At 46.9% G+C, this 16,408-nt stretch carries 11 protein-coding genes; 8 read left to right on the top strand and 3 right to left on the bottom strand.

All coding sequences use genetic code 11. The annotated features are described in order from the left end of the window. The first annotated feature begins 25 nt into the window (after positions 1 to 25). Positions 26 to 1,696: a transglycosylase SLT domain-containing protein gene (locus ACZ5V1_RS15805; protein WP_464389660.1), complete on the top strand. Its 1,671-nt coding sequence runs from the start codon at positions 26 to 28 to the stop codon at positions 1,694 to 1,696. On the opposite strand, the gene ACZ5V1_RS15800 is transcribed toward ACZ5V1_RS15805, so the two are convergent. Beyond that, positions 1,616 to 1,975, bottom strand: a complete 360-nt coding sequence (locus tag ACZ5V1_RS15800; protein ID WP_160713124.1) for a hypothetical protein — start codon at positions 1,973 to 1,975, stop codon at positions 1,616 to 1,618. The two genes, ACZ5V1_RS15805 and ACZ5V1_RS15800, sit on opposite strands and share 81 nt — an antisense overlap. A gap of 220 nt (positions 1,976 to 2,195) precedes the next feature. Between ACZ5V1_RS15800 and ACZ5V1_RS15795 the strand changes: the two genes are divergently transcribed. From ACZ5V1_RS15795 to ACZ5V1_RS15775, 5 genes are all read left to right on the top strand, one after another. Beyond that, a complete protein-coding gene (locus tag ACZ5V1_RS15795) occupies positions 2,196 to 3,470 on the top strand; it encodes an IMP cyclohydrolase (RefSeq protein WP_464389659.1) in 1,275 nt (424 codons plus the stop codon). Positions 3,471 to 3,637: 167 nt separating this feature from the next. Further along, entirely contained in the window at positions 3,638 to 5,716 is a 2,079-nt protein-coding gene (locus ACZ5V1_RS15790) for a ribonuclease catalytic domain-containing protein (RefSeq protein ID WP_464389658.1), read from the top strand. Between the two features lie 76 nt (positions 5,717 to 5,792). Then, on the top strand, positions 5,793 to 6,398 hold the full coding sequence (gene plsY / locus ACZ5V1_RS15785; RefSeq protein ID WP_464389657.1) for a glycerol-3-phosphate 1-O-acyltransferase PlsY: 606 nt from the start codon (positions 5,793 to 5,795) through the stop codon (positions 6,396 to 6,398). After that, positions 6,398 to 7,849: a threonine synthase gene (gene thrC / locus ACZ5V1_RS15780; RefSeq protein WP_464389656.1), complete on the top strand. Its 1,452-nt coding sequence runs from the start codon at positions 6,398 to 6,400 to the stop codon at positions 7,847 to 7,849. Before plsY ends, thrC begins: the two co-directional genes overlap by 1 nt. A gap of 529 nt (positions 7,850 to 8,378) precedes the next feature. After that, positions 8,379 to 11,243: a ComEC/Rec2 family competence protein gene (locus ACZ5V1_RS15775; RefSeq protein ID WP_464389655.1), complete on the top strand. Its 2,865-nt coding sequence runs from the start codon at positions 8,379 to 8,381 to the stop codon at positions 11,241 to 11,243. 390 nt (positions 11,244 to 11,633) lie between these two features. Here the strand turns inward: ACZ5V1_RS15775 and ACZ5V1_RS15770 are convergent, their stop codons facing one another. Then, positions 11,634 to 11,993 (bottom strand): response regulator, encoded by a 360-nt coding sequence (locus ACZ5V1_RS15770; protein WP_464389654.1) that lies wholly within the window; start codon positions 11,991 to 11,993, stop codon positions 11,634 to 11,636. Between the two features lie 524 nt (positions 11,994 to 12,517). Between ACZ5V1_RS15770 and ACZ5V1_RS15765 the strand changes: the two genes are divergently transcribed. Both ACZ5V1_RS15765 and ACZ5V1_RS15760 read left to right on the top strand, forming a co-directional pair. Continuing rightward, positions 12,518 to 12,748, top strand: a complete 231-nt coding sequence (locus ACZ5V1_RS15765) for a hypothetical protein (protein WP_464389653.1) — start codon at positions 12,518 to 12,520, stop codon at positions 12,746 to 12,748. A 105-nt stretch (positions 12,749 to 12,853) separates the two neighbouring features. After that, positions 12,854 to 13,762: a PP-loop family protein gene (locus tag ACZ5V1_RS15760; RefSeq protein WP_464389652.1), complete on the top strand. Its 909-nt coding sequence runs from the start codon at positions 12,854 to 12,856 to the stop codon at positions 13,760 to 13,762. A 390-nt stretch (positions 13,763 to 14,152) separates the two neighbouring features. On the opposite strand, the gene ACZ5V1_RS15755 is transcribed toward ACZ5V1_RS15760, so the two are convergent. Beyond that, positions 14,153 to 15,949 (bottom strand): lysophospholipid acyltransferase family protein, encoded by a 1,797-nt coding sequence (locus tag ACZ5V1_RS15755; protein WP_464389651.1) that lies wholly within the window; start codon positions 15,947 to 15,949, stop codon positions 14,153 to 14,155. Positions 15,950 to 16,408 lie beyond the last annotated feature (459 nt).

Raw genomic sequence — 16,408 nt, 5'->3', positions numbered from 1 at the left:
TTTGTTACCTTGCCTCGGAGATTCAATGAAGAGACGTTTTTTCACCTCGTGGGAAGCAATATTATTGTTCCTACTCATCACTGCACAAGGTGCGCTTATGGTAGGTACAGAAGTTGTAGCCTACCTTTACCGCGTTCCTCCGGTGCGAGTTGTTGTGCCCAACGTCTCCCAATTTTCCTCTCTCGTCTCCCCGTACGGCCTTGGTGTGGATGGCGAACTGCTGAGCAGCTTTGCCAAAGAAAAAGGCTATACCATCACCTTTCTTCGCGTCAAAAGCGCTGAAGAAGCATGGGATCTTATCTCAAAAGATAAAGCAGACTTACTTGTCGGATTCGGCGGCGATGTCCCCGAAAAATACTCCAAAAAAATTACCGCAGGTCCAGCCTACGACGACTATAAGTCTGTAACCATCAAAGATACCAAACAAACAGACAACAAGGAGCTCCAAGCTCTTTGCAGCAGTCTTCTGGACACAGTACCGGAAGGCGTGGACGAAGAAGTTTACAGCGAAAACGCCACATTCCTTTCTTCCCTTGCGGATGCTCTTCCGCAGGTGGTCTCCCCGCGGGAAAACAGTGAACCTTCCGGCCAGACTCAGTATGCAAAAAAAGCTGAAGCGTTGAGTGAAACCGCACCGAACACCGCTTCTGAACCTGCTTCTGCACCTGCATCGGCTTCTGCTTCTGCATCGGCACCTGACAAGCCGACACAACGCAAAAAAGCACCTGCAACCGTCGCAACGGTCAACGAAGATGCTCTGGAAAATGTAGACTGTGTCGATTTTGATCGCTTCCACATGTTTCACCTCATGTCATTCGACAGCGATGAAGGTGGCACAGCACAGATAGATGTACGTAATTTTACAATGCTGCAACCCTTTTTCCTTGATGTGGTCCCAAATTCCAAAATTAATGAGGGTGGCTCATATCATTGGTTCTGGCGCAACAAATTTTTTGCGGAATCAGGATTACAAAAAGATCTGAAAAATTTTTGGGATACAGTTCAAGCTGAAGGTACCGTTGCTGTCTTAAAAGAGAAGCATTACGGATTTTTCCCCAAAGATTTAAATTATTACGTCATCGGAAAACTTAAAAAAGCATTACGTCGAAAAATGCCGAAGTACGCAAAGACAATGGGAAAGGCGAGTAAGAAAAACAACATCGACCCGTTGTTGCTGGCGGCTGTAATTTTTCAGGAATCACATTTCAACAACTCTGCCCGCAGCAGAACCGGCGTGCGTGGATTAATGCAGATTACGCAGACAACGGCCAAGGAACTTGGCATCAACCGTCTCGACCCGCACCAATCGATCATGGGCGGGGCAACGTATCTTCGTAAATTGTGGGATAGATTTGAAGACCAGGACTTAGAAGTATGGGACAGGTGGTTTTTCACACTTGCCGCATACAACCAAGGCTACGGGCATGTTACCGACGCCATTAAGCTTACGCAAAAACGCGGCGGCACAGGCAAAACGTGGCAGGAATTAAGAGAAACTCTGCCGCTTCTGGCCTGGAAGCGTTACTTCTCTCAGACCAGACACGGCTACTGTCGCGGCTACGAAGCCGTAACATACGTCGAAAATATCCGGTATTACTACTACCTGATTAACGGACTAGTCGCTCTTTCTAGGCCGGAAGGCGAGAACCTTGGCAAGCTTCGGAGCAGCATTAGTACCGCCACTCCCGACGTTTAGCTGTGCATCTTTGTTTTCTCCACGTTTCACCATGTCAAAGGCTGCCTGCGGAGGCAGATCGCGAACATGGCCCTGCTCAGATTCTGCCCAATGATGATTAAACAACTGATTCTTCCAGCGAACTGCCTGAATCAGTGAAAAAATCAACGTAGCCTCTTCCCATTCCCGGCTCGGTTCAAATACTTCAGTTTTAGTTGCGTACTTTTCCCACAAATCCATGAGGGATGCTTCGTCGTATCCATTCAGCTGTGCAGCTAATTTTCGGAGGGCGCGTTCCATAGCAGTAAATTGCTCCTTTCTACATGTGAATAATGATGATACCGAATCTCTACTGCAATCTGCCATTGCCTACAAATGAAAATTGCCCCCCGTGCTACTGTATGATACTTTCTTGCGCCTCTGGGGTGTTGTTGCCGAGGTTTGGCAACTAAACTCGGCGATTCACCACATGTTTGTGTTTTATTTGTGCTACTAACATAACAAGCGGAGTCAAAACCTCATGAGCGACTTGAAGAATATGTACAAAACCATTCTCGGAGATCCATTTCCTTCCGAGATGAAAGTTCAGTTGGGCGATCAAGAGCTTGTGTATCGCAAGCGCACGTGGGAAATTGACGGGGAAGAAAAAGGGCTGCGCTACGGCGAAAACCCTGATCAGCCAGCGGCTGTATACGAATTGGCTGAAGGCTCCCTTACTCTTGGTGGTGTGGAGTTTCGTGGACCGGGAAAAGGACTTGTTTCTGCTTTAACTGAAGAAAATATGATTCAGGCAGGCAAGCATCCCGGTAAAACAAACCTGACAGATGTTGATAATGCCATTAACATGTTGCAGTACCTTACTGCAAAACCGGCAGCTCTCATCTTAAAACACAATAACCCTTGTGGTGCCGCATGGTCCGACAAGGGCGTTGCAGATGCGCTTAATAAAGCCTTCTGGAGTGACCGCATTGCTGCCTTCGGCGGCGCGGTAGTGGTTAACCGTCCTATGGATTTAGAGTGTGCTAAAGTTATTAACAGCGCATACTTTGAAGTGGTAGCAGCGCCTGCTTTTGAAGAAGGTGTTGTAGAAGAACTGAAAAAACGCAAAAACCTGCGTATTCTCGAAATTCCGGGAATGGCGCATCTTGAAGAGCTGGTAAACGTGCCGGTGCTTGACTTCAAGAGCCTTATTGACGGCGGTATTGTTATGCAGCAGTCCTTCCGTAACCGAATCCTCACCGTAGACGACTTTATCCCTGCCACAGCGGAAAAAGACGGCGTGGAAGTGGCAGCACGTAAGCCGACAGCACAGGAAGCGGACGACCTCCTCTTTGCATGGGCTGTTGAAGCTGGCGTTACCTCCAACTCAATTATCTTTGCACGTAACGGCGCTACCGTATCCATCGGTACCGGCGAGCAGGACAGAGTTGGTTGTGTAGAGCTTACCATCCACAAAGCGTATACAAAATTTGCTGATATGCTAGCGTTTAAGGAACACGGCATTTCTTTGTACGAACTTAAGCAGAAAGCGCTTAACGACGAAGAATCAAAAGCAATTCTTGACGACATTGAAGCCCGCACCCGCGCGGAGAAAGGTGGACTCATGGGAACCGCAATGGTTTCTGATGGTTTCTTCCCATTCCGTGACGGTGTAGATGCAGCACTGGTACATGGTGTTGCTGCAATTGCACAGCCGGGCGGCTCTATTCGTGACCATGAAGTTATTGAAGCAGTGAACGAAGTTTCACCGCAGGTAGCAATGGTCTACACTGCACAGCGTTCCTTTAAGCATTAAAAGATACTTCCCGCAGATGAATTACCATCTGCGGGAAGTTACTATTTGCCGACGCACAAAAAATTTCGCCTCCTTCGGGAGGCACCCCGAAAAATACACGGTGAGAGACACACCGCATTGATACATATGAATACCGGCAGGTGCCGGTTCCAAATAAAGCAGGTAATATGAGTGCTCCTTCTCTGGTTCGGTATCCCGGACCGGGCTGTGTTGTAGAGTTCATGCACGGTAACAAGGCTCAGCAAGGCTGGGTACTTGACGAACAGGGTGGAAAACTACGGCTTCTTACCATTAATAAACGCGAGATGAAGCTTGCTTCTTCACGCGTTCTTCCTTGGGCAGGCCCTTCATACAGTGGCGAGCGTTCCCGTCAGGAAATCGGTGCACTGTTAGAAGAGCATCGGGCAACGCGTGACGCCATGAGCGCAGAAATCGATGCGCTTGAGTTATGGGATTTTGCACAAGGCGAAGTGGATAAAGAAACCATCCAGTGGTTTGCTGAACTGTTGTGGGAAGAACCATCCATCGACCAGCTTGCTGCACTTGGCAGCGCAATGCTCACCTGCAAGACACATTTTAAATTTCAGCCGCCGGAATTTGAGATTTACCCTGCTGAAAAAGTGGACAAACGTCTGGAAGAAGACCGCAAGCGTATTGAACGTGAAGCACTCGTTACACAGGGTGTCGGCTTTTTCCGTAATCTTTGGGAAAAACATTCCAAAGGTCGTGCACTTGGCAAAGCTCCGGATGAAGGCGTTGCAGAACAGCTTAAAGAGATTATCTTAAATCGCTTGAGCGATCCTGACAGCCACGAAATTGAGCAGGTCTGGAAACAGCTTGCTAAAGGTTTGCCGGAAGATCCGCATATGGCGCTGCACCTTGCCCGCGCATGGGATTTAGTTCCGCCGCACCATAACTTCTGGCTCGACCGTGCAGACTACGAATGCACCAACAACTGGGCAGACGAGTTCTCCTCTGAAGTTCAGGACATCAAAGACAAGTGTCTCTCCATCCATCAAAAACCGGAAGAGCGCACCTATATTTCTATTGATTCCGCTACCACCAAAGACATTGACGATGCATTCAACATCGAACGTCGCGGTGACGGCGGCTATCGCCTTCGTATCTCCCTTGCATGCCCTGCTGTAGCATGGCCGTTCGGCAGCCGTTTCGATAAAGAAGTACTTCGTCGTGCCACAAGTGTGTACCTGCCGGAAGGCGATTGCCACATGATGCCGACAACACTTGGTACAGACTTCTTCAGTCTTCATGCAAACGAAGACCGTCCGTCACTCATTCTTGATATAGAATGCAGCAGCACAGGCGAACTTGAGCGTTGCACGCCGGTACCTGTATGGGTTAATTTGGCTGCAAACCTCACCTATATTGATTCTGAAGCGGTAATCAACGGTGGTGGTAAAGACACTCCTGCCGGTCCATTTGCCGAACAGATTGCACTGGGTGCTGAACTCAGTGACAAGCTTCAGGAACAGCGTATTGCCAGCGGTGCTGTAATCATCGAGCGCAACGATCCAAAGGTAAAACTTTCCGGCGAGGGAAGCGAAACCAAAGTTGAAATCGTTCCTGCTGATGACACTCCGAAAGCTATGAAACTGGTAAGCGAGATGATGATTCTTGCAAACTCCGGCGTAGCTGCATGGGCAAAAGAGCACGGCGTAACGTTGCTGCACAGAACGCAGGATGTAGCTGTACCGAAAGAATACGTTGGCGTATGGAGCGCACCGCACGACATCGCACGTGTTGTGAAAGCTCTGTCTTCTGCTATTCTGGAAACTACGCCAAGACCGCACAGAGGTATTGGTGTAAATGCGTACAGTCCGATTACTTCTCCACTCAGACGCTACCCTGACCTTGTCAACGTGGCGCAAGTAATACACTATACTGCAACCGGTGAAGCACAGTGGACTACTGAAGAAATCACCGCAATGCTCCCGCTGCTCAACGCTCGCCTTGATTCTGTGGGTCAAATCCAGCGTTTCCGCCCTCGTTACTGGAAGTTACTGTACTTCAAGCAGCAGGGTGACAAAGTATGGCGTGAAGCTATTGTTACGGAAGAAAACGATGCCTTCGTAACGGTTTCTTTACCGAATGAGCAAATTTTTGTACGTGGCAGACGTAAGTCGTTTGGCGATAAGGTGAATCCGGGGCAACTGTTTATGGTTCGCATCGGCAAAGTTCATCCTTTGAATAACGAAATCCAAATTCTGGATGCAATGGAAAGTTAACAAGTAGTTCTGTGGCTACGCACAACGCTAGGTACCGCAGAACATATCTTGATGAGCTATCGCAAGGAGAGTGAACATGCTGGCAAAAATCCTCTGGCTTGGTATCGCGTACGTAATGGGCTCCATTCCGTTTGGTCTGCTTATCGCTAAAGCTGCCTGCGGAATCGATCCACGTCTCGATGGCAGTAAAAACGTTGGCGCTACCAACGTAGCCCGTCTTTGTGGCTTTAAATACGGCGTTGCAACGCTGCTGTGTGATCTTCTTAAAGGCGCAATTCCAGTAGCAATCGCATTCACCATCAGCCATAACTGGTTATTTTTAAGTCTTGTTGCACTTGCTGCGCTCATGGGACACGTCCGTTCCTGCTTCCTCGGTTTTGAGGGTGGCAAAGCGGTAGCAACAACTGTTGGCGTATTCGTACCGCTGGCATTTTTCCCTATGCTCTTTAGCTGTATTGCCAGTGCATTAGTTATTTGGCGCTCCGGATATGTGTCTATGGGGTCACTCACACTTGTAGTAACCCTTCCTATATTCCTGTTCCTGTCCGGCCATTGGTCCTTAATCCCATTGGCTCTCGTAGTGCTTGCACTCGTATTTTGGACTCATAGAGAAAACATCGGCCGCCTTGCTCGCGGCGAAGAAAAATCGTGGCTTAAAAAGAAGCACGAGGAACAAGCATAATGAAGAACGCATCAGTTTTCCCTGAATACCGGGGAAATATGGAGTACTACTGTTTAGGTTGTGGAGAGCGCTTCGGCATCGACGAACTTCTGTACACCTGCCCTGAATGTGGCGGCGTGTTCCTGCTCGACAACCTCGACTTTGACAAACTTTCCGAACGTACCGGTGAAGAATGGCGCGAACTGTTCGACACCCGTGCAGCTTCCAAGAACACCGCACTGCGCGGCATCTTCCGTTTTTACGAATTGATGGCACCTGTTCTGGAAGAAGACGATATCGTCTACTTAGGTGAAGGCAACACCCCTATCGTGGAAGCAAACAACAACCTGACTGAAAAGACAGGTGTCCATTTTGCCTTCAAAAACGATGGTCAAAACCCTAGCGCGTCTTTCAAAGATCGCGGTATGGCGTGTGCTTTCTCCTACCTCAAAGCGCTCGTACGCAAACACGGCTGGGACGAAGTTCTCACCGTATGTGCTTCCACAGGCGACACATCTGCCGCAGCAGCCCTGTATGCTTCATACATCGGCTCTCCGCTCAAATCCGTAGTACTTCTGCCACACGGTAAAGTAACTCCGCAGCAGTTGTCTCAGCCTCTCGGCTCCGGTGCTACCGTACTGGAAATTCCGGGCGTATTTGATGACTGCATGAAGGTTGTAGAAAACCTTGCAGAAAACTACCGTGTTGCCCTGCTGAACTCCAAGAACAGCTGGCGTATCCTCGGTCAGGAATCCTACGCATTCGAAATTGCGCAGTGGTGTGACTGGGATCTCAAAGGCAAATGCGTTTTTGTACCAGTAGGTAACGCAGGTAACATCACCGCAGTTATGGGTGGTTTCCTCAAGTTACATCGCCTTGGTATTATCAGCGAACTTCCACGCGTATTCGGTGTTCAGTCTCATCATGCAGACCCTGTATACCAGTATTACAGCGTAGAAGACCCTGCAAAACGCGAGTTCAAGCCGGTTGAGGTTACTCCGTCCGTTGCACAGGCTGCAATGATCGGTAACCCTGTGTCTTTCCCGCGTGTAAAACATTTTGCAGAACAGTTTGAAGCCATTGGCGGCAAAGGTTCTTTCCAGGTATTGCAGGTGACCGAGCAGATGATCATGGATTCCATGATTGAAGCAAACATGAATGGTCACATCGCATGTACTCAGGGTGGCGAATGCTACGCAGGTCTCAAGCGTGCAAAAGAACTCGGCCTCATCGCTGAAGACGAATTTGCAATCCTTGATGCAACCGCGCATGCACTCAAATTCTCCGGTTTTCAGGACATGTACTTCAGCAACACCTTCCCTCCAGAGTTCGGCGTACAGCCGGATACTTCTCTTGCCAACGCACCTGAGTTGGTTATTGAAGAGTCTGTTAAAGCAGAACTGGCACCGGAAGCGTTCACTGAAGCTGCTGCCAAGACCATTGCTGGCAAGTTAGGTCTTCAGAGTAAATAGTTTGAAGGGGGCTTGTGCCTCCGGTGAGTCTTCGGAGGTTGTTGCCTTTGGCGAACCTGCGGTGCTTGTCTTCGGTGAGCCTTCAGAGCTTTTTGCCTTCGGCGAGTCTACGACGCTGCCTCCGGCGGCCAAAGAACCTTGTTGAAACAAGGTCCTCTGGACTCTCCAAAAACTTTTACTCGCGAGTTAAGCACGTTGCTTTCAATGCCTCGCGGCTTACGCTCCATTACCTTTCGTGAAATAAGAAAAGGCTGTTCCATATACTGGGACAGCCTTTTTTTAGGGAAAAATAGGAAGAGACTTCAAAAAGTGCAGGCTAGAATGATTGTTTTCTAGAAAATAGTAAGCAAGCTTATTATGAAAACGGTAAGCATCATACAGAAATAGTACATTTTTATTTGTAATAGAACAAAACTGACACCAAAGCCCAAAGCACCCCTCTGTTGTAAAGTACGTTTTTTTGCACTACCGTTAATCACAAATTTGTGATTAACCACCAGAGCCGCATAGGACGGGGGATTTTTAGAACATGGAAGGCACCGAACCACACGACTCAGTCTCATATCCCTCATTGCTCATGTGGCATTGGTACTTTCTTGCATGGACAGCAGGTCTATGGGGTGCCCGCTATCTCATTCCTTCCCTTGCAGCCCTTAGCTCCATTGTCTTCTTTTACGTTCTTACCCGTCATTTCGCGCAAAAACTTCCAGAACAAAGCCTTTCGTCACCCAAAAAAAATGTAACGCAAAATATAGCACGCCTCTGCATCCTTTTTGCGTCCTTCGTTCTGGGATTACAGGTAGCAACAGCAACACTTGCGCAGCGCCCTTTTGATATCAGTCAGCCCGACTCGCTTCCTCAATTCATTCTCGACAAAAAATATGTTCAGGTCACGGGAACCGTTCGCGAAGTTCAAACATCTCCTGACCGGCGTATAAAATTTATTCTGACAGACGCAAGCTACACGAAAGATTACGTAACAACGCCCATCACAGGCGATGTTGTCTGGACATGGGCAAACCGGAAAGACGCTTGGAACAAGCAGCAGAAAGCAGCTAACGCGCTGAAAAACGGTCAAGAAAGACCATCTTCTGCAAAACAAGCTTTGATAACAGATAGCCCCGCAATTGCGCGGTTACGTCCGATGGTCGGCGAAACTGTGTCAATTCGTGCAAAGTTGCTCCCCATTGTTGGTTTCCGAAACAAAAGTTTATGGAACAGTGGTGACTATTGGCAAAATCGCGGTGTGTTCTGGCGAATATGGACATGGGGTGACAAAGCTATCCCTACGCGCTCAGGTGATGTCTCACTTCCAACACTATGGCGTGAGAAAATGCGTTTCAATGTCTCTCAGCAACTGGAAGACCTTGTTCACACGGACGCAATACAGAAGCTTTCTTCAATTTTAGGAGCTACTGCACTCAGCGATGCGTTAGACGTTATCCCCGCTCTGCTTTTCGGAGACAAATACAATTTCCCAAGCAAGCGCTACGCTCAGCTTTCACGTGCCTCTCTTTCCCATTCATTTGCACTCTCCGGAATGCATTTAGCCATTGTGGCCTTGAGTATCTCTTTTCTCTTCACGCTCTGTGTGCGCCGTGCCAGCGTATACGAACTCATAAGCCGTTCCAAACTTTTTGCTTTGGGAATTTTACCTGCGGCTGCGGTCTATGTCTGGATTGGCGGCGGATCGCCTTCGTTAGTTCGAGCATTCATTATGCTCTGCTGTTGGTGTATACTGCTGCTCTTCAACCGTCCCCGTGTCTTCATGGACGGGCTCTTCTGGGCGCTGGCATTTATGACCATCGTAAATCCGCTCATTGTCTTTGACTTACGACTCCACCTTTCCGGATTGGCAATTGTGGCTATAATTATTGCCCTGCCGATGCTTACTGTCGTGAAGTCATATCTACTACCGAACAAAACAACTCGTTTTCAACGCATAAAACGAGCGGCATTTGATACGCTCTTCCTGTCCATTGCAATTCAACTTGTTTTACTACCCGTCACTGTCTGGAACTTTAACGAGCTGTCCTTGTGGAATGTTCTCAACATTATCTGGCTGCCGCTTCTTGGCATGTTCATAATGCCAATCCTGCTCTTCGGCCTTATTGTTGCTTGTATGAGCATGGCATTACCGGCGATTGTTCCTTTCTCAGAAACACTCTTTGCAATTGCCGCAGCACCAGTGGCAACACTTTTCGCCTTTCTTGATGATATGGACAAAGCAGGATTTTTGACTCCTGTGATTATGAATCGTCCACACTGGGTCGAAATTTTTGCGTGGTATGGCTGTATAATTTCAGCCCTTGTCTGGTGGAAAATTGAAGGCAGAGAAATCATACCGGAAATATACAATTCCCTAAGTGACGGCGCTCCAACATGGGAAACCAAGCTATTTACTGCGGCAGGGTTACCACTGGTGGGTGGAGATATTGAGCAAAGGGAAACAGAACCGCCGCTCATGATGCGCAGCGTGGACGAGCCTACCCACAATTCTGGAAAAGGTGTCTCCCCATCTGTATGCAAAGAACGTTGCAATATCTCGCGATGGGCATCCCGCATGGCCTTTTCGTGTTTTATCCTACTGCTGTTTATACCGGATGCTCTCCATGCATACCGCATAGAACATAGAACCCGATTAAATGTCCTAGACGTTGGTCAGGGGCAATCTTTGCTTCTCACCTTCCCAAATAACAAACGAATGCTCATTGATGGCGGAGGATTCGCCTCACGCTCTTTTGATGTGGGACGGGCAATCGTTGTGCCGTGCATTACGCGCCAACACGATTCGTCCTTACAATGGGTCATGTCCACACATCCGGATACGGATCATCTTCGCGGACTTTTCCACCCCGTTGGATACGCAGATGTAAAAGGCTACTTTGCTACAGATGCCGTCCCGCGCGGGTGGAACAAAAAGCAACTTCGCCAAGCATTAAAACGGGCTGGATTGAAGAAAAGCATTCTTAAGGCTGGAGATGTGCTGACCATCTCAAAAAATTTGGAACTTGAAGTATTGCATCCACCAAAAAATTCTGAACTTGAAGGAAACAACAAGTCGCTCGTGCTCCGTCTCGTGAAGCACAACGGTACAGAACGCAAAGGACTGGCTCTACTGACAGGGGATATTGAACTGAAGGGAATTCAGGAGCTGATGGCTTCAAAAGCAGACCTTAGCGCAGAAGTACTTATCCTTCCGCATCACGGATCTGCATCCAGCTATTCACCGGAATTTTACGACGCAGTAAGCCCAAAAGTGGCTGTAGCCTCATGCAGTTTTTTGAATAAATTCAAGTTTCCGTCACAGGACGTAATAAACGAATTACACCGCAAAGGAATACAAACTTTGGTTACCGCAGAAAAGGGTGAAGTAGAACTCTATTTAGAGTGAGTTGAGTTATTAGAATAAAATTAGATTGAGATTAGAAGGCGTTAGATCGCATTAGATTGATTATTTTTCGTAAAATAACGCTGAAAGGGCTTGTGCTATATGGAAGATGTGCTAGAAAAAAAGAAAGCATATTGGCGGGTTGGTGACAAGCCGAAACTACCCCTTCGGGGTTATCAGCCATCTAGATGCTAGGGAAGTAGCTTCGGAAAGTTCCGGACATGTGGCGGCCCCATTCCGCTTAAAAAACAGGGCCGCTACACACATTATCCTGATGCTGAAGAGCGACCAACTCTTGCAGCAAGTCCCTGAAGGATGACCCCCTTCAAGAGACAATATCTCAAAAAGGGCACGCGCAAGCGTGTCCTTTTTAGTTCTTAACTAAAAATAGTGCTATTCAAAGAAACTTGCAACCTTCGCTTTCAATTCCGTCAAATCAACAGATTTTACTACGTAACAATCCGCCGCAATCGACTTCATATCATGCTGAAAGCTATCGTATGCTGTACTTAAGATAACAGGCAGCGTCGAATTAGTAGTTCGAATATCCTGCAATAAATCCAAGCCCGTAAGCTTTTGATTCAGCCTGATATCCAACACAACGACATCCGGACTTTCGCGTTCGAGCACATCTAAAATAGGCTCGGAACCATCAGAGATAGCTACTTTGTAGCCGTCCTCTTCAAACGCGTCCTTATATAACAGTCTGATATTCTCTTCGTCATCCACAATCAGTACTTTTTTATCAGCCATATCATTCTCCCCCAAAGCGAAAAAAAGAAAATTTCTCTTCATGTTAATCTCGCGTAGAGGCTGATTGTGCAATGATTAAAACATTGCAGAGGGCTTACTTGTGGATGCAAAAAAGATGAATTCGTCCCCGTGAATAATACCGCGTATACTTGGCATACACTTAAAACAAATGCAACGAGATTCATAACCCCTTTATTAGAATGTATAAACATAAAAAAAAGCTACAAAGTCGTTTTTCGACCAAAACCTGTTTTATCAAAATCGTAACATGCTGATTTACTAGTTAAAAAAATATTAAAAAAACATAACTAGCTAATTTTACTACATCAGCAAGCATTTACTTTTCAGATTCTTGTCATGTTGTAAAAAATGAGTAAAGTATGCACGGATTGTCGGACAGCTATTTTGCCCCACTGTATTCAGTGTCGCAAAAGTCACACGACACTAATAGCATATACAAACTTCTGCCTCGGATCAAAAGAGACAGTAGCCATTCAATAACTTTATGTACACGGATGCCTATCATGCAAGAAGAAAAGGTTGTTTACACAAAACCTTACGGAGTTACTGTTACACTCCAGCCACAAAATGAGACTCTCACGTTAAAAGCTCGTTCAGTACGTCAGCTTTTAAATATCGTTAAAGCAAATTCTGCAGAAGTACTTGTTATCCGCGACAACGAACTACTTACTTCAGATAGAAAACTTTTTCATGGCGACGACGTTATCGTTCGCAACGTTGTATCCAGCGGTTAGCAAACTACCTCCCCGCACAACCATGCAGGGCTGTCATCTTCTCTGATCTCATGCTTCGGCGTCGGTTCACCAAGGCGCCGCATATATCTATAAGGAAAACTCAGAATGAAATGTAAAGTATGTAAAACAACTGCGGTTGTTGCACTTCCTAGCCATAACACCGGCTTTTGCGCTGACTGTTTTATGTCTTTCTACGAACGATCTGTTGAACGTAGCATCCGTCGTCAAAAGCTGTTTACATTCGAAGATAAAATCCTCGTCGCACTCTCTGGCGGCAAAGATTCATTAGCCTGTGCTATCGTACTCAAAAAACTCGGGTACAAAATTCACGGCTTACATATAGATCTCGGTATCCCAGAAAGCTCTATTGCAGCACGCGGCGTTGTTGAACGCTTCTGCGCAACACACGAAATTCCACTCATTGTTAAAGAGATGGAAGAAGAAAATTTACAGATCCCGCGTGTTAAAAAAGTCCTCTCTCGTTCCGTATGCTCCGCATGTGGTCGAATCAAACGTTACTTCTTCAACAAAGTTGCCATGGACGAAGGCTTTACCGCCCTTGCTACCGGACACAACCTTGATGACGAAGTTGCACGACTTTTTTCCAACACCCTCCGTTGGGATATCCCGCATCTTAGCGATCAAGGGCCACTGCTCGAAGCAGAAAACGGCTTTGCGCGCAAAGTACGTCCGCTTTACCGACTCACAGAATTTGAAAACGCTAACTACGCGTTCCTCAACGGACTCGAATACCACTACGCTCCATGCCCTTATTCTCCAGGCGCTACATCCACTGCATACAAAAAACTCTGGAACCAGCTTGAAGAAGAAATGCCAGGACGCAAACTCGCGTTCTACACAGCGTTCCTCGCGCATGGACGTGAACCGTTCCGCCAGTACGAAAAAGAAGAAGGCACCAAGCCAGTACCGTGCGACCGCTGTGGCTACCCAACTTCTGCCGGAACCTGTGGCGTATGCCGCACCCGCGATGCTGTCGCTAACGACGACGATTAGACAGTATTTGTCTTCGATAAGCCTTCCGGCAAGAACTGTCTCCGACGGCTCTCCGAGGGACAAGGGCTCTGCCCTGTACCCGCAAGGGGGACGCCCCCTTGACCGCGATTTTATTGCGATCAACCCTTCACAAGCGAAGCTTTCACGCGGCTTGACCCCACTGACTTGAATAATAAAAAAAGGGCTGTCCTACATAAATAGGACAGCCCTTTTTTCATTTCACGAAAGGTAATGGAGCATAAGCCGCGAGGTTACGTAAGCAATAAGCTCACCTCGCTGGTAAAAGTTTTTGGAGAGTCCAGAGAAGCCTTTTTTCAAAAAGGTTCTCTGGCCGCCGGAGGCAAGCGTCGCAGACTCGCCGAAGGCGCCACCAAACAGGCCGCCAAAGACTTACTTGTCGGCGTCCTTAAAGGATTCGATAAGCTGAACAGCTTCGGCATCGCCGAGGTAACGCTTGAGCGTGCGCAGCGGTGTTTCGGACAGATCGATCATTAGGAAAGCATCGAGACTGCCGAATGCGTTATCAACGTGGAAAGCACCAATTTTGCCTGCGAGGCGTAGATAGTGCTTGAAGAGAATAGGCATGGTTCTGCCATCTTCCATATCTCTTACTAATCCGTTGAGACCGGTGAAGCTTAGGTCTGTGATATTGAATGCAGACTGAATGCCTTTCGGCAGCTTCAGCTTCGGTGCTTTTTTACCTGCTACTAACGTAGAGAGCTCTTTGTCTATATGATGCTCTTTAAGATAATTAACTGCGGTTACGAGTGTAAACGGGTTAAATTCAAGCGGCAGACTGCATGGGCCGAACAGGTAGCGAGTACCTGGGCGACGCAGAATGTACTGCCCAATGCCTTTCCAGAGCAACATCAGCGGACTGTAATCTTTCTGATAATCCGGATTCACTATTGCGCGCCCTAGCTCTACTGCATGTTCAAAGCGGGTGAAAAACTCTGGCTTGAACTTGAAGAGGGTGCTGCAATACATGCCTTTTACGCCGCTTCTAGGAAAGATTTTATCTGTGCATCCAAGACGGTACGCACCTGCGATTGTTTCTTTTTCATCATCCCATAGAATAAGATGATCGTATTCATAATCGTAGGTGTCGAGATCAAGATCGAGTCCGGTACCTTCACCCACGGGGCGGAAGGTTAATTCGCGCAGTCGACCAAGATCGTGCAGCATGTTTGGAATCTGAAATGCCTGCGCTTCAAATACTGTAAATCCATTTTCTTTTGCAAGAATCTGTTCTTCTGGCAGTTTCGAGAGTTCTCTCAGGAGCGATTCATGCGGACGCGCTGCTGCGATTTCCATCTGATCTTTTTCTTTTCTGAACGGAAGACGGAATTTTTTGGATGATGGACGCTTAGCTAGGGAATAACTGCGAACACGCAGATAGTTCATCACATCATCTTCTGTTGCGAACGTCTTCAACATATTGGACGGGATAATATTCCCGACACTGTAGGTAATTTTTTTGTTTCGTTTATTGTATAGCTGTTTCGGGAGCATGGCTGTGCGTGCAAATGGATGCACCATACCCATCATATTAAAGAACAGGCTATTACGACCGTGGAAATACAAAGGCAGAACGTCGGCATTCGTTTTACGAATAATCCGCGCTACGTTTTTGCTCCATACTGGATCAACGATGCCGCCCATTTTAGGCTGAAGATGGGAAACTTCTCCAGCCGGGAACACCACAAGACTTCCGCCTGCTGCTACATGTGTAATCGCATTACGAAGTCCGCGAACATTTGCGCGGCGTGCCTCTTTTGTTTCAAACGGATTCACTTCAATCATGCATGGACGCAATTCCGGCATAATTCCAAGCATAAAGTTCGCAAGAAACTTACATTCAGGACGCAGCGGCAATATTTCTGCCATCAGCGCGAGTCCTTCAATACCACCAAACGGATGGTTCGAAACGATAACAAGCGGCTTATCAAGCGGCATATCGCGCAGCCCTCTACCGAGAGCTTCGACTTCTATATTTAATATTTCTAAACCGTTTTGACAAAACTCAAGCGGGTTATCTCTTCTTGTAATGCTATCATACACATTAAACAATCCATCAACGCCAGTCATATGCATTAATGGCTTCTTAATTGGTGCGAGCACCTTCTTAACCTTAGGCGGAATAAAATCTAGATTGATATTTCTATCTTCAATACTCCGTCTCATCATGGCCAACCTCTCAAGGCTAAATTCACTTACTACATTTTTTGATTAATGGATGTATCTTCATCATATACTATATTCCTGAGTAATATAGTAAAATAATTACGCCAATGTTTCAGTCAAGTATCGACTTTTAAACAAAAGATCGACAAAAAAACTATTATCTCAGACTATTACAACTTTGGTAAAATTTGGGCATTGTGATATTTTGATTACAGCTGCATAGTGCACTCGCCCATTGCAGTAGGTACCTACTTACGGCGCACATGTCTATTTTACAAATTTGTGATTTGGTTTTCGCCGCACACTGCTTATTTTAGGCCTGTTTTTACAATATTGTAAATTCAGGTACTTTTATTGTTGTTTTTGTGACATTTTTGTCATAAAAAGAAATCAACAGAAGCAGCCATTTTTTGTAACTTATTGATTTTACAGAACTGGCATTATCTATGCTTTATATTTTCT

The organism is Halodesulfovibrio oceani subsp. galateae, assembly GCF_055397225.1.
Note: the sequence above shows the minus strand (reverse complement) of the source record. Positions and strands in the feature narration are given on the sequence as shown.

Coding starts and splice junctions, on each gene's coding strand:
- ACZ5V1_RS15805 (WP_464389660.1), top strand. CDS start 26: ATGAAGAGACGTTTTTTCACCTCGTGGGAAGCAATATTATTGTTCCTA.
- ACZ5V1_RS15800 (WP_160713124.1), bottom strand. CDS start 1,975: ATGGAACGCGCCCTCCGAAAATTAGCTGCACAGCTGAATGGATACGAC.
- ACZ5V1_RS15795 (WP_464389659.1), top strand. CDS start 2,196: ATGAGCGACTTGAAGAATATGTACAAAACCATTCTCGGAGATCCATTT.
- ACZ5V1_RS15790 (WP_464389658.1), top strand. CDS start 3,638: ATGAGTGCTCCTTCTCTGGTTCGGTATCCCGGACCGGGCTGTGTTGTA.
- plsY (WP_464389657.1), top strand. CDS start 5,793: ATGCTGGCAAAAATCCTCTGGCTTGGTATCGCGTACGTAATGGGCTCC.
- thrC (WP_464389656.1), top strand. CDS start 6,398: ATGAAGAACGCATCAGTTTTCCCTGAATACCGGGGAAATATGGAGTAC.
- ACZ5V1_RS15775 (WP_464389655.1), top strand. CDS start 8,379: ATGGAAGGCACCGAACCACACGACTCAGTCTCATATCCCTCATTGCTC.
- ACZ5V1_RS15770 (WP_464389654.1), bottom strand. CDS start 11,993: ATGGCTGATAAAAAAGTACTGATTGTGGATGACGAAGAGAATATCAGA.
- ACZ5V1_RS15765 (WP_464389653.1), top strand. CDS start 12,518: ATGCAAGAAGAAAAGGTTGTTTACACAAAACCTTACGGAGTTACTGTT.
- ACZ5V1_RS15760 (WP_464389652.1), top strand. CDS start 12,854: ATGAAATGTAAAGTATGTAAAACAACTGCGGTTGTTGCACTTCCTAGC.
- ACZ5V1_RS15755 (WP_464389651.1), bottom strand. CDS start 15,949: ATGATGAGACGGAGTATTGAAGATAGAAATATCAATCTAGATTTTATT.